This is a genomic window from Marinobacterium litorale DSM 23545, from assembly GCF_000428985.1.
Classification (GTDB): domain Bacteria; phylum Pseudomonadota; class Gammaproteobacteria; order Pseudomonadales; family Balneatricaceae; genus Marinobacterium_D; species Marinobacterium_D litorale.
The window spans coordinates 232019-246016 of record NZ_AUAZ01000002.1 but is presented as its reverse complement, the minus strand read 5'-3'; the positions used below and the strand labels follow the sequence as shown (position 1 = coordinate 246016).

Annotated in this window: 13 protein-coding genes; 9 read left to right on the top strand and 4 right to left on the bottom strand. The window is 57.7% G+C overall.

The window, feature by feature from the left end:
• The first annotated feature begins 7 nt into the window (after positions 1-7).
• The 5 genes from G403_RS0102665 to G403_RS0102645 all read left to right on the top strand — a co-directional run bounded on the left by G403_RS0102665 (position 8) and on the right by G403_RS0102645 (position 5581).
• Complete coding sequence (locus tag G403_RS0102665) at positions 8-1369, top strand: 8-oxoguanine deaminase (RefSeq protein ID WP_027852619.1); 1362 nt, start codon at positions 8-10, stop codon at positions 1367-1369.
• Positions 1370-1388: 19 nt separating this feature from the next.
• Entirely contained in the window at positions 1389-2735 is a 1347-nt protein-coding gene (locus G403_RS0102660) for an amidohydrolase family protein (RefSeq protein ID WP_027852618.1), read from the top strand.
• Positions 2736-2776: 41 nt separating this feature from the next.
• Entirely contained in the window at positions 2777-3724 is a 948-nt protein-coding gene (locus tag G403_RS0102655) for an isopenicillin N synthase family dioxygenase (protein WP_027852617.1), read from the top strand.
• Positions 3725-3789: 65 nt separating this feature from the next.
• Complete coding sequence (gene gpt / locus G403_RS0102650; protein WP_027852616.1) at positions 3790-4287, top strand: xanthine phosphoribosyltransferase; 498 nt, start codon at positions 3790-3792, stop codon at positions 4285-4287.
• Between the two features lie 196 nt (positions 4288-4483).
• The gene (locus G403_RS0102645; protein ID WP_027852615.1) at positions 4484-5581 is read left to right on the top strand and encodes a BMP family ABC transporter substrate-binding protein; all 1098 of its coding nucleotides are present in this window, start codon (positions 4484-4486) and stop codon (positions 5579-5581) included.
• A 116-nt stretch (positions 5582-5697) separates the two neighbouring features.
• Here the strand turns inward: G403_RS0102645 and G403_RS0102640 are convergent, their stop codons facing one another.
• The 3 genes from G403_RS0102640 to G403_RS0102630 form a co-directional block, all read right to left on the bottom strand.
• Positions 5698-6093 (bottom strand): hypothetical protein, encoded by a 396-nt coding sequence (locus tag G403_RS0102640; RefSeq protein ID WP_027852614.1) that lies wholly within the window; start codon positions 6091-6093, stop codon positions 5698-5700.
• 100 nt (positions 6094-6193) lie between these two features.
• The gene (locus G403_RS0102635) at positions 6194-6547 is read right to left on the bottom strand and encodes a hypothetical protein (RefSeq protein WP_211232629.1); all 354 of its coding nucleotides are present in this window, start codon (positions 6545-6547) and stop codon (positions 6194-6196) included.
• Positions 6532-8028, bottom strand: coding sequence for an aldehyde dehydrogenase (locus G403_RS0102630; RefSeq protein ID WP_027852612.1), 1497 nt, complete (start codon positions 8026-8028; stop codon positions 6532-6534). Before G403_RS0102630 ends, G403_RS0102635 begins: the two co-directional genes overlap by 16 nt.
• Before the next feature lie 160 nt (positions 8029-8188).
• On the opposite strand from G403_RS0102630, the gene osmF reads away from it, so the two are divergent.
• Genes osmF through G403_RS0102610 form a run of 4 tightly spaced genes read left to right on the top strand, consistent with a single transcriptional unit; the run spans position 8189 to position 11972 of the window.
• Positions 8189-9091, top strand: a complete 903-nt coding sequence (gene osmF, locus G403_RS0102625) for a glycine betaine ABC transporter substrate-binding protein OsmF (protein ID WP_027852611.1) — start codon at positions 8189-8191, stop codon at positions 9089-9091.
• Between the two features lie 15 nt (positions 9092-9106).
• Positions 9107-10288, top strand: a complete 1182-nt coding sequence (locus tag G403_RS0102620; protein WP_211232628.1) for an ABC transporter permease — start codon at positions 9107-9109, stop codon at positions 10286-10288.
• Positions 10285-11238, top strand: coding sequence for an ABC transporter ATP-binding protein (locus G403_RS0102615; protein WP_027852609.1), 954 nt, complete (start codon positions 10285-10287; stop codon positions 11236-11238). The genes G403_RS0102620 and G403_RS0102615 overlap by 4 nt, the downstream gene beginning before the upstream one ends.
• Positions 11235-11972: an ABC transporter permease gene (locus G403_RS0102610; RefSeq protein ID WP_051298439.1), complete on the top strand. Its 738-nt coding sequence runs from the start codon at positions 11235-11237 to the stop codon at positions 11970-11972. The genes G403_RS0102615 and G403_RS0102610 overlap by 4 nt, the downstream gene beginning before the upstream one ends.
• A gap of 56 nt (positions 11973-12028) precedes the next feature.
• On the opposite strand, the gene G403_RS0102605 is transcribed toward G403_RS0102610, so the two are convergent.
• Entirely contained in the window at positions 12029-13924 is a 1896-nt protein-coding gene (locus G403_RS0102605) for a propionyl-CoA synthetase (protein ID WP_027852607.1), read from the bottom strand.
• Positions 13925-13998 lie beyond the last annotated feature (74 nt).

Below are 13998 nucleotides of genomic sequence, written 5' to 3'. Positions count from 1 at the left end.
AAACCGGATGAGTACACAGACTAACCGCCTCTGGATCAAGAACCCGCTGGCGATTCACACTAACAGCGCGTGTGATGCCAGGGGCGGACTGGTCATTGAAAGTGGCCGCATCGCTGAGTTGGTTCCCTCTGGTGCGGAACCGACGCAGCCCTGGGACAGCACGTTTGATGCCCGGGAGCACGTGGTCATTCCGGGATTGATCAATACACACCACCACTTCTACCAGACGCTGACCCGGGCGCTGCCGGAGGCGCTGAATAAAGAGCTTTTTCCCTGGCTTAAGTCGCTCTACCCGGTTTGGGCCCGGCTAGAACCAGAGATGCTCAGCGCCGCCACAGAACTGGCACTGACCGAGCTGTTACTTTCGGGCTGTACGACCGCCGCCGACCACCACTACCTGTTTCCAAAAGGCCTTGAGGATGCGATCGACCTGCAGGTGGCGGCTGCTCGTAAAGTTGGGGTGCGCGTGACGCTGACTCGTGGCTCCATGAGTCTGGGAGAGGAGGACGGCGGACTTCCGCCACAATCCGTGGTGCAGACTGAAGCACAGATCCTGGCTGACTGCGAGAGGCTGGTAAAACGCTTTCATGAACCCGGTGACGGCGCCCGCGTACAGGTAGCATTGGCGCCCTGCTCCCCGTTTTCGGTTACCACCGATTTGATGAAAGCCACGGCGGAGCTCGCCGAGCAATACGATGTGCGCCTCCATACCCACCTGGCGGAAACACTCGACGAGGAAGCCTTCTGCCTGAAGATGTTCGGTATGCGTACCGTAGATTACCTGGAAAGCGTGGGCTGGCTGCAGCCACGCACATGGTTGGCGCACGGTATCCATTTCAATGACGATGAGATCGCGCGTCTGGGCAAGGCCGGTGTCGGTATCGCGCATTGTCCCAGTTCAAACATGATGCTGGCATCGGGCATCTGTCAGGTTCAGACGCTGGAAGCCGCCGGCTGCCCGGTGGGCATCGGTGTTGATGGCTCAGCCTCAAACGACTGCTCCAACATGATCCAGGAGGTGCGCCAGGCGATGTATCTGCAACGGCTGCGCTATGGCTCCTCGGCGGTTCATCATCAGCATGCGCTGCGTTGGGGAACCCAGGGCTCGGCACGCGTGCTCGGTCGCGACGATGTGGGCGAGTTGGCGCCCGGGAAGCAGGCCGATGTGGCGCTGTTTAAACTCGATGAGCTGCGCTTTTCCGGCAGTCACGATCCGTTGGCGGCCCTGTTGCTCTGTGGCGCTCATAAAGCGGATGCGGTGATGGTCGCGGGTGAGTGGCGAGTCAGAGAGGGTATGCCTCTGGATATCGATACCGATGCGCTGATCGCCAAGCATCAAGACGCCGCAAGACGGCTGGCGTCAAACTGACGGAGTATGTGACTCGACCATGGACGCTTTCGTTATTACCCACGCGGTCATCTTCACTGTCGATTCCCGTAACTGGGTGATCCCCGATGGCTATCTCCATGTCGACAAGGGCCGGATTATGAGCCTGGGAAGCATGGAGGGTCTGAAACTGCCGGACGATTTGCCTCGCATCGACTTTAACGGTGACGCGTTGTTACCGGGGTTGATCGACTGCCATTCTCACTCCAGCCTGATGCGCGGCGTGACCGAAAACCTCGCGCTGATGGAGTGGCTTCCGCTCTATCAGCGGGAGTTCAGGGCGATGACCGCCGAGGACGCAAAGTGCGCGGCCCAGCTTGTTTATCTGGAGGCACTCAAATCCGGCACCACCTGCATCATGGATATGTACCGTTTCATGGACCAATGTGGTGATGCGGCCCTTGAGCTGGGTATCCGGGCAAATCTGGCCCCCTATGTGGCCGATATGCCCGGTAAGGATTTTTTTTCCACGGTTGCTGAAAACGAAGCACTGATCGAAAGCCATCATGACGCCGGTGGCGGGCGGATCAAAGTGTGGATGGGGCTGGAGCACCTGTTCTACTGCTCCTCCGGTGCGTACCACAATGCGGTTGCGAGAGCGCGTGAGTATGGGATCGGTATTCATACCCATGCCTGTGAACAGAGCGCCGAAGAGCAGGCGGTGACCGAGCATTTCGGTAAACGCTCCATCGCTCAGTTGGAGGAGTATGGCGTTTTAGGCGAATCAACGCTGCTCGCCCATTGCGTCTGGCTCAACGATGATGAAATCAAACTGCTGGCCGATACCGGCACCGCCGTGGCCCACTGCCCGGTCAGCAACGCAAAGCTGGCCAGCGGTATCGCACGTACCCCCGAGATGCTTGAGGCGGGTTTGCGAGTCGGCCTTGGTAGCGATGGCAATGTCTGCAACAACAGCCTGGATCTGTTTGAAGAGATGAAGTTCGGCTCGCTGATCCAGAAAGCGAACCGGCTCGACCCCACCAGCATGCCCGCGCAGACACTGTTGCGAATGGCCACCATCGAAGGCGCCCGCGCACTCAACCTGGATCGTGAAATTGGCTCACTGGAGGTCGGCAAGCGTGCAGACATGATCCGGGTGGGCCTGAATACCCCGAATTTGGCGCCCATCCTGCTCGATGCCAGCGGCGGTAATCTGCTCTGGAACCTGGTGTTCTCGGCCCGGGGCAGTGATGTGCACAGTGCATGGGTAGATGGCGAGCTGCTGATGGAGAACCGCCGTGTTACACGGATTGATGAACAGAAGTGGTTGCAGCAGGCTCAGGCCGGTGCGCAGAAACTGTATGAACGTGCCAGTCAACTGGATGCGCCTGCGTCGATGACAAACTGATAGGTCACAACCTGATAATGGAATTTGACACTGGAGACTCTATGACATCCCTGCCGATTGTTTCTCTCAAAGGGCTCTACAGCGCTGACGCGGGTGAGCGCAAAGCGGCCGCTGATAAGCTTGGCCACGCCTGTCGCGAAGTCGGCTTTTTCTATCTCACCGACCATGGGATTCCTGACGCGGTATTCGAGCAGCTGTTTGGAGACTCGGCCCAGTTTTTCGCCCTCCCCCTGGCGGATAAAGAGAAGCTGTCGATCAAACAATCGAGCAATAACCGCGGGTATGTGGCGATTTCGGATGAAAAGTTGAATCCGGAAAACGGTGCTGACTTCAAAGAAGCGTTCAATATCGGCGTTGATCTGCCTGCGGATCATCCCGATGTGATTGCAGGAAAACCGTTTTGTGGCATTAACTACTGGCCCGATTTGCCCGGTTGGCGCGAACGCATGCTGAATTACTTTCAGCTTTGCCTCGATGTTGGCCGCGTCGTGCATCGCGGTTTTGCCCTCGACCTGGGGGTCGATGAAGAGTTTTTCGCCGGCCCACTGGACAATGCGATCCCGACGTTGCGAATGCTGCATTACCCGCCGGGCGGCCCTGATCAGACCCGCGTCGATGCCGGTGCGGGGGAACATACCGACTATGGCAACATTACCCTTTTAAAGACCGATGGCGTGGATGGGCTGCAGGTCCGTAACCGTCAGGGGCAGTGGATCGACGCACCGGCCGTTCCCGGCGCGTTTGTCTGCAATATCGGAGACTGCCTGATGCGCTGGAGTAATGATATCTATCAATCCACGCCACACCGGGTTCGGGCACCGGAGGCGGAGCGCTACTCGGTCGCCTTTTTCCTGGAGGTCGATCCACAGACCTCGGTGGACCCGAAAGAGCTGTTTCCCGATGAAACGCCCAAATATCCACCCATCGCGTTTGCCGATTACCTGGCCCAGCGCCTCGATGCCACCTATGGCCATCGAGATAAAGACTGAATAAAGCTGACCAATTAGTTAGAATTCAAGCAATTCATTAGCTGGCCTTTTAGGAGAGATTCACCATGAGCCATCCGTACCAGATGGATTTCCCGGTATCCTGGGATGAACTTCACCGCAACGCGCGGGTCCTTTCGCTTCGCCTGCTCGATAAAGGACCATGGAAAGGTATTATCGCGATTACGCGGGGTGGCCTGGTGCCTGCGGCGATCCTGGCCCGCGAGATGGATATCCGTCTGATCGATACCATCTGTGTGACCAGCTACGGCAAAAGTGATACGGATGGCACGGCGGCGGTTCAAGGTGAGTTGAACGTGCTCAAAGGTGTCGAAGGTGATGGTGAAGGGATGCTGCTGGTGGATGACCTGGTCGATACCGGTAAAACGGCCCGCCATGTACGGGAGATGCTGCCCAAAGCGCATTTTGCCACATTGTATGCCAAGCCCGCCGGCAAACCCCTGGTTGATACTTTTATCACCGAAGTGAGTCAGGATACCTGGATCCGCTTTCCCTGGGACATGGCCTACACCTTCGCGACGCCGTTGGCGGATCGCGAGGCCTGACCGGGTAAACGGTTGACGAAGCGCAGCCTGGGTGCACTAATGCTTCAATCAGGTGCATGCGATACATGAAGTACAGGAAAAAGCCCGGAAAACAGAGGCTGTCCAAGTGGTCAGGTTATTGCATAGTCGTTTACCGAGATTACACTCTTACGTGCGCTGATGGGGCGCTCATCCCATGACCAAGGAGAAACACTGTATGAAACGTCGCCAATTTAACAAGCTGCTCACCGGCATCGCCGCCGGTGTCGGGCTGAGCACTGCTCTGGTTGCCGGTCAATCGGCCGCAGCGGACGACCCGCTTAAGGTGGGGTTTGTCTATGTAGGCCCTATTGGTGACCACGGTTGGTCTTACCAGCATGATCAGGGCCGTCTGTCGGTGGAGAAACACTTTGGTGACAAGGTCGAAACCACCTACGTCGAAAACGTGCCGGAAGGCGCCGACGCGGAACGCGTTATCCGAAACCTGGCGCAGAGCGGTCATGATCTGATCTTCACCACATCCTTCGGCTTCATGAACCCGACGGTTAAGGTCGCTCGTCAGTATCCAAACGTTAAGTTTGAACACGCCACCGGCTATAAGCTTTCGGATAACCTGGGCACCTACATCTCCAAGACTTATGAAGGTCGCTACGTTGCAGGCTATGTGGCAAGCCAGGTCACCGAAAGTAACAAGATCGGTTACATCGCCTCTTTCCCGATTCCAGAGGTCATCCGGGACATCAACGCCGTGCAGATTGCACTGAACAAATACAACCCGGAAGCTGAGCTGAAAATTATCTGGGTCAACAGCTGGTTTGACCCGGGTAAGGAAGCAGACGCTGCCAACGCAATGATGGATCAGGGCGTAGATGTAATTCTGCAGCATACAGACAGCCCGGCGGCGATGCAGGCGGCCGAGCGCCGGGGTAAATATGCGGTGGGCCAGGCCTCCGATATGTCCAGCTTCGGCCCGAACGCGCACCTGCTTTCTGTGGTTGATGAGTGGGGTCCCCACTACATTGCCCAGACTCAGAAAGTGATGGACGGCACCTGGGAAAGCAAAGCAATGGTTGAGGGTATGGCAGAGGGTGCCATCGTGATTCCAAGCTTCAACGACTCCATCCCGGCCGAGGTGGTTGCCAAGGCGGAAGAGATGATTGCAGGTATCCAAGATGGCAGTGTTCATCCGTTTGCGGGCCCGCTCAAGAACCAGGCCGGTGAGCTGGTTGTTGAAGAAGGCGCGACATTGAGCTGGGAAGAGCTTGAGAAGATGAACTACTACGTAGAAGGCATTTCTGCCGATCTGCCCAAGTAATTCGCTCCAACCCCGCGTGAGTCTGAGAAGGGCCGGTTTTTACCGGCCCTTTCTCATTCAGGCGGATAGAGGCGGGCAGCCGACTAAGCCGTTGAGCGCAGCCGGTGATCATCACGTCATGCCAGGGAGAACATGCGTGCATGATCCTGGTGAACGCTCAGCAGATCTTCTCGCCGACGGCGGCGCGCCTCTTCGGATCCAGGACACAGTGCCGGCCGTGTATCGAGCGTACTGTGCATCTCCAGCTGAGAGCCGGCGCTGATGCGTTCGCGAAATTGGTGAATGAAATCAGTGCAGCCGATAATGTCCTGACAGTGCATCCGCGCCTGCAGCAGATGGATTTCATCCCCTTCACTGCAATGGATGTAATGTTCAGCGAAATCGAACATGTAGCGGGCCAGGCCTTCGGTGAAAGATACGGCCAGATCGGATTTGAGAATGGTGCGCCCGGGACGGACTTCCTGCTCGCCGCGCACACGATGACCGAGAAGATACAGATCCAGAATCGCCATCAGTCTTACCCCTAATTTCCATATGGATTAGGCAATTCTGGATCAGGAATGTGTCTGTAAGACGACGGAATAAAAACAGTTTCGTTGCACTTAAGGCCGCTTAAAAACGGCTCCACTCGATCTCGCGAATCACGCCATCAAACACTTTGATGGTCCAGTTACGCTCATCATAGTGATAACGCCAGGTTTCCAATACACCCCAGCGGCGGCATTCGTCACGGCCTTGATCCAGGCAAATCTCCTGCTCCGAACGGTAAGCAGGTTCGCCCATATACTCCAGCAGGAGTGTAACAGGAGAGCCTTCACGGACATGCACACGGCCGTTATCAAACCGGATTGATGAGGCGTGAACGACTGTCGATGCCATGATGACAAGCATGACACCACAGGCTAACCCCACCCAACTAAACCGGGTGGGGAAATTGCGCTTTGATTTGGTCAGAGCGCGATCCACGTCGCTTTAACCTCCGTATATTTCTCGAATGCATGCAGAGATTTATCCCGGCCGTTACCGGACTGCTTATAACCGCCAAACGGCGCTGTCATATCTCCCCCATCATAATGGTTGATCCAGACCATACCGGTACGCAGCGCCTTGGCGGTCCGGTGAGCCTTACTGATATCGCTGGTCCAGACAGCAGCGGCAAGGCCGTAATCGCTGTCGTTGGCGATCTGAACCGCCTCTTCCGGGGACTCGAAGGCAATCACCGACAGTACCGGGCCGAATATCTCCTCCTGCGCAATCTGCATCGCGTTGTTAACGCCATCGAACAGGGTGGGCTCCACGAAGTAACCGCCGCTCTCGGCATCCACACGGTTGCCGCCCAGCCGCAGGTTAGCACCCTCCTGCTGACCTTTTTCAATATAGTCCAAAACGCGTTGCATTTGGCTTTCATCCACGATGGCGCCAACGCGAGAGCCCGGGTCCAGCGGATGCCCCGGTTGCCAGCGCTTGAGCGCATCGATCACCAGGTCAATAAACTGATCCTTGATCGAAGCCTCAACGAGCAGCCGGGATGCGGCCGTACATACTTCGCCCTGGTTAAACGCAATTGCGGAGGCTGCAACCTTGGCGGCCCGTTTGAGATCCGGTGCGTCGGCAAAGATAATGTTTGGGCTTTTGCCGCCGGCTTCCAGCCAGACACGTTTCATATTCGACTGACCGGCATAGACCATTAACTGCTTGGCGACACCGGTCGAACCGGTAAACACCAGCGTGTCGACGTCCATGTGCAGGGCCAGCGCCGAGCCCACCTCGTGACCGAATCCGGGCAGGACATTAAAGACACCGGCCGGTATGCCGGCCTCTATCGCCAGTTGTGCAACCCGAATCGCGGTAAGTGGCGATTTTTCGGAGGGTTTGAGGATGACGGAGTTGCCTGCCGCTAGCGCCGGTCCGAGCTTCCAACTCGCCATAAGAAGCGGGAAGTTCCAGGGAACGATCGCAACAACGACCCCCACCGGTTCCCGTGTAATCATGCCGATTTCGTTATGGGGCACGGGGGCGAGTTCATCATAGATCTTGTCGACCGCCTCGCCGGACCAGCGCAACGCACGGGCCGCATTGGGTATATCAACCCGTAACGAATCCCCTATCGGCTTGCCCATGTCCAGTGTTTCCAGCAGTGCCAGCTCTTCGCGATGGGCATCAATCAGGTCAGCGAAGCGGATCATTATCTGCTTGCGCTCAGCCGGGGCCATCAACGCCCAGCGGCCGGACTCAAACGCAGTGCGGGCACTGAGTACGGCACGGTCTGCGTCGGCGGCATCACAGGCCGACACGTCAGCCAACAGCCGCCCATCCACCGGGCTGCGGCACTCAAAGGTTTTACCGCCAGTGGCATCACTGTATTCGCCGTCGATAAACGCGCGCCCTTCAATTGCCAGAGCCTGTGCCATATCTTCCCAGTATTGCCGTGTTTCAGTGCTGCTCATAAGCAAGTTCTCCAATTCACTATCCGCCAGGGTCGGTGCTGTTTCGCGATGATCCAATAACTCTAGCGTGTTCGGCAACCGTCGTTTCTGTTTTGTCCGCAAAAAACGAAACCCTGTGTTAGGCTCAAAATACGGACGTCAATTGGAAAGGAGAGCACCCATGTTTCGCCCGTTTCTTTTTCTCGCTACGCTTGCACTGACTTTGAGCGTTCACGCTGCACCTATCGTGGTGTCATCCAAGATCGATACCGAAGGCAGCTTGCTCGGTAATATGATCTACCTGCGTCTGCAACAGGCCGGGCTTGAGGTCGAAAACCGCGTCCAGCTGGGGGGCACCCCCATTCTTCGCAAAGCGATCACCTCTGGGGAGGTCGACATCTATCCGGAATATACCGGGAATGCAGCGTTCTTTTTCAACCGCGCGGAAGATCCGGTCTGGAAGTCGTTTGAGGAGGGCTACGAGAGAGCCCGGCGACTGGACCTGGAGGCAAATAACATCGTCTGGCTGACACCGGCGGACGCCAACAACACCTGGGCGATAGCGGTGCGTCGTGAAATTGCCGATGAAGGTGGACTTTCGACCATGACCGATTTCGGCCGCTATATACGTGAAGGCGGCGAGGTCAAGCTGGCCGCCTCGGCAGAGTTCGTATCGAGCCCGGCGGTGTTACCTGCTTTTCAGAGCGTTTACGACTTTGAGCTGGACCAGAACCAGCTGCTCGTGCTCTCCGGGGGCAACACTGCAGCAACGATTAAAGCCGCCGCCCTGCAAACCGATGGCACGAATGCCGCCATGGTCTACGGCACCGATGGTGCGATTCCCTCCATGGGGCTGAAGGTGATGGAGGACGACAAAGGCGTGCAGCCGGTCTACGCGCCAGCGCCGATTGTGCGGATGGAGATCCTGAAGGCCTATCCGGAGATCGCCGACCTGCTTGAACCCGTCTTTAAATCGCTGGACTTGGAAACCTTGCAGTCCCTCAACGCGCGGATTGCGGTGGGTGGGGAAAACGCCTCGGACGTGGCCGCCGGTTACCTGGAATCCCTCAACCTGGACAACTGACGCCCAGTGCCGCTTGTGTCCTATCAAGTGCCCGGGGCGTCCGCCCGGGCAGGTATCACCTTTGACCGCCTGGGAGCCACGCTGTCTACTTTGACACTGATAGCGCTGGTTCTACTGCCTGTGGTTACACTGCAACCTAATCGTATTCTTCCCGGGGAAGGCGTTGAGCTGGAGCAGCTTGCTCGGTATCCCACATTTATGTTGTTTCTGGGGCTGCTGATCCTGACTTTAACCGGCGTTACGGTCGTTAGTCGTCACTGGATACGCCTCGGGCTCGCCACGCTTACCCTGCTCGCTCTGGTTGTGGCCACCGGCTCTATCGCATCGCCCCTGTTGGACAACCGAGGCGCCTTTGCTCGCCTGGCATTGGGTAGCGGGTTCTGGGCAATTGGCCTTTTACTGGGTTTAATGATGACGGATGCGGTCGTTAAAATGGGCCTTTCCGCCCGATGGCGGCTGGTCATTGTGACGGTCTGTCTGGGCGCGATCGTTAGTGTCCTGAGTAGTGGCCTCTGGGATCATTTGTCGCTCATGCTCGAATACCGGAACCAGGAGCGCTTTTGGGCCCAGGGCGGGCGACACCTGCTGCTCGCATTCGGTAGTGTCCTCCCGGCGCTGTTGATCGGCGTTCCATTGGGCATAGGCTGCCACCGTTCCGCCGCACTGCGCACATTTATGATCCCCTTGTTGAGCCTGCTGCAGACGATCCCGAGCCTCGCCATGTTTGGCTTGCTGATGATCCCGCTTACCCTGCTTACTCAGGCTTTTCCGGTATTAAATGAGCTCGGGATACGGGGAATTGGAGCCGCGCCTGCCGTACTGGCCCTTTTCCTCTACTCACTGCTTCCGATCGTCAGCAATACGGCGGCCGGTTTCGATGGGCTAAACCCGGCCGTGATCGACGCCGCACGCGGCATGGGCATGAACGCTCGACAACGACTCTGGCAGGTTCAGCTGCCATTGGCGCTACCGGTCATGCTATCCGGCCTTCGCATTGTGGTGACCATGAATATCGGTTTGGTCGCTGTCGCGGGGTTAATCGGGGGCGGTGGCTACGGCACCTATATCTTTCAGGGGCTGGGGCAAACGGCTACAGATCTCGTTTTGCTGGGCACCCTGCCCACGATTGTGCTGGCATTCGTCGCGGCACTGGTCATCGATACGCTGATCGAATTCAGCCGTAAGGAGCGAGGATGATTGAGCTTAAGCAGCTGACGCGGGTGTTCGGAGAGCGGACCGCCGTCGACCAGCTCAACCTGACGGTAAATTCCGGTGAGATCTGTGCCCTGATTGGCACATCAGGCTGCGGCAAGTCCACGACGCTGAAGATGATCAACCGCCTGATTGAGCCGACCTCCGGCACGGTCCTGATCAATGGTGAGGACATTCGTGATCAGTCGCCCGAGTTACTGCGCCGACGGATCGGCTACGCGATCCAGGGGGTCGGTTTGTTTCCACACCGGTCGGTCTACGACAACATTGCGACGGTACCCAGGTTGCTTAACTGGTCCCGACAGGAGATCGACGCACGTGTGCGCGAGCTTCTGGAACTCTTGAAAATGCCGTTCGAGACCTTTGCTCACCAGTATCCGCACCGGCTGTCCGGCGGCGAGCAGCAGCGCATCGGTGTCGCACGGGCACTGGCGGCACGGCCGGAGTTGCTGCTGATGGACGAACCCTTCGGCGCACTGGACCCGCTTACCCGTGAGCGCTTACAGGGAGAGCTGAAACAGATCCAGAGAATGCTGGGGATTACCGTGATCCTTGTGACTCATGATATGGAGGAAGCGATCCGGTTGGCCGATCAGGTTGCGGTCATGGATGCTGGCCGACTCCTGCAAAGTGGGACGCCGCAGGCGCTGTTGCGCAATCCCAGAGAAGGTTTTGTCAGCCAGTTGGTCGGCGGTGAAGATCGCGCCCTGCGGCTGCTCGCATTGCGCCGTGTTGATGAGTTAGTGCAACCCCTCGATCAGCTGTCATTTGAGGCCGAGCTACCGACCGTCAGCAGCGGCATGAGCCTGCGCGATGCGCTGGCACGCCACCTTTGGTACGGCCAAAACTGCCTGCGGGTGGTCGATGATGCCGGGAATACGCTGGGAGGAATCTCACTGGATGCGATCCTGAACGCTGAGGATCAGCGCCCATGATGCGCTCGCTCGCCGTTACATGGGTTGGCACGCTCGCACCACTGGCCTGTCTGCTCTACCTGGCCGTTGCCGCATCGACGCTGGAACCGTTGCTGATGCCACTTGCCCCGGAAGGCGCCCCAACCATCTATGCCCGCGACAGCTTTATAAATCTGATTGGCTGGCACCTGATGCTGGTCTTCATCGCTATCGCATCGGCATCGATTATCGCGATATCCGCCGCGATACTGGTCAGTCGGCCTGCCGGTCGTGATTTTCTGCCACTCGCCCGTTCACTGGCCAATCTGGGGCAAACCCTCCCGCCGGTGGCGGTGCTCGCGCTGGCAGTACCGGCCGTTGGTTTTGGTGCCTGGCCCACGTTGATAGCGCTGTTTCTCTACGGTCTGTTGCCGATATTCGAAAACACGCTGGCGGGCCTGAGTCAGGTCAGTGCCGAGGTGAAAGAGGCCGCACGCGGACTGGGTATGAGCCCTCTGCAAAGACTTTGGCAGGTGGAGCTACCGCTGGCACTGCCGGTGATCATTACCGGTGTGCGCCTCTCGATTATAATCAGCGTTGGTACCGCTACGATTGGCTCCACGGTCGCGGCTAAAGGGCTCGGTGAAGTGATTATCGCCGGGCTATTGACCGACAATCTGGCGTTTGTACTCCAGGGCGGGATAATCGTCGCCTTGATGGCGATGGTGCTTGATGCTCTGCTACGTAAAGTGGAGCAGAAAATACGTCGCACATAAAAAAGCCGCGCTTCCGAGGCGAGAAGCGCGGCTGAGTATACGCACCTAATCGGGGATCAGTCGCGTTTTACCAGGCCATGGTTATCCATGATCTCTTCAATTTCAGACAGACTGGCCGGGTCATCGATAGTCGAAGGTACCGTATAGCTCTGACCATCGGCGATCTGGCGCAGGAGTTTGCGCAGAATCTTACCCGAGCGGGTCTTGGGCAACCGCTGAACGATGATGGCGCGGCGGAAGCAGGCAATGGGGCCAATCTCCTTGCGAACCATGGCGACAAGCTCACCCTGCAGCTGCTCCTCATCCACCTCGGCACCATCTTTAAGCAGCACCAGACCGATCGGTTCCTGCCCCTTGAGCGCTTCGTTGATACCGATGACCGCACACTCGGCGACTGCCGGATGAGCCGCAACGATCTCCTCCATCTCTCCGGTAGAGAGACGGTGACCGGCCACGTTGATGACATCATCGGTACGGCCCATGATGAACACATAGCCGTCCTCATCCTTGTAGCCCCCATCGCCGGAGGTGTAATAACCGGGGAAGTCAGATAGATAGCCCGTACGGAAACGCTCGTAATCTCCCCAGATGGTGGGCAGACAGCTGGGGGGCATGGGCAGCTTGATGGCGATGGAACCCTGTTCTCCAGCGGGCATTTCCTGACCATCCGGCCCCAGAATCTGCACATTGAAACCGGGCACCGGCAATGTGGAGGAACCGGGCTTGGGTGTTTTCGGTTCGATCCCCATCAGGTTGCCGCAGATCGCCCAGCCGGTTTCGGTCTGCCACCAGTGATCCACCACCGGCTTGCCGGTTTTCTCGACGGTCCAGTCATAGGTCGGCGGATCAAGACGCTCACCCGCCATAAAAATGGTGCTCAGGCAGGAGATGTCGTAGTTTTTGAGCTGCGCCGCCTCCGGATCCTCTTTCTTGATCGCACGGAATGCGGTCGGTGCGGCAAACAGTGCTTTGGCCTTGTACTCTTCGACGACCCGCCAGAATGCGCCACTGTCCGGTGTCTTCACTGGCTTGCCTTCATAGACAATGGTGGTGCAACCGGCAAGCAGCGGTCCGTAGACGATGTAGGAGTGACCCACAACCCAGCCCACATCCGATGCGGCCCAGAACACATCGCCCGGCTGCATGTTGTAGATCGCTTTCATCGAGTATTTCAGGGCCACCGCGTGACCACCGTTGTCACGTACAACGCCCTTGGGCTTGCCCGTGGTTCCCGAGGTATAAAGGATATAGAGCGGATCAGTGCCCTTGACTGGAACGCAGTCAGCGGGTTCCGCTTCAGTCATGGCGGATTCCCAGTCCAGGTCCCGCCCCGGGGTTAGCTCGGCCTTGGCCTGCTCGCGCTGCAGGATGATGCAGGCATCGGGCTTGTGTGCAGACTGCTCGATCGCCTGATCCAGCATCGGCTTGTACTCGATAACCTTGGCCACTTCGATGCCGCAGGAGGCGGTGACTACCACTTTAGGCTCGGCATCATCGATACGCACCGCGAGTTCATGGGGTGCAAAACCACCGAATACGACGGAGTGAATAGCACCCAGGCGGGCGACCGCGAGCATCGCGATCAGTGCTTCCGGCACCATCGGCATATAGATGACCACGCGGTCACCCTTGGTCACGCCCTGTGCCTTCAGTACACCGGCAAATTTTGCCACCTGGTCACGCAACTCGGTGTAAGTCAGTTTGCGTTTGCTGCCGGTGACCGGGGAGTCGTAGATCAACGCATCCTGATCACCCCGGCCGCTCTCCACATGATGATCCAGCGCCATGTAGGCGGTGTTCATCTCGCCGTCTGCGAACCACCGGAAGACACCGTTATCGTCAGTGGAGAGAATAGTTTGCGGTTGAGTGTACCAGGGCAGATCCGCGGCTTTTTCCGCCCAGAACCCTTCCGGATCCTCAATGGACTTGCTGTATTCGGCTTGGTAGGACATGGCACGGGTCCTTTATATCTAGTTGTGAGACGCTTGGGGTATCGGGGTATTATTGTTGACACTTCCCCGTAATC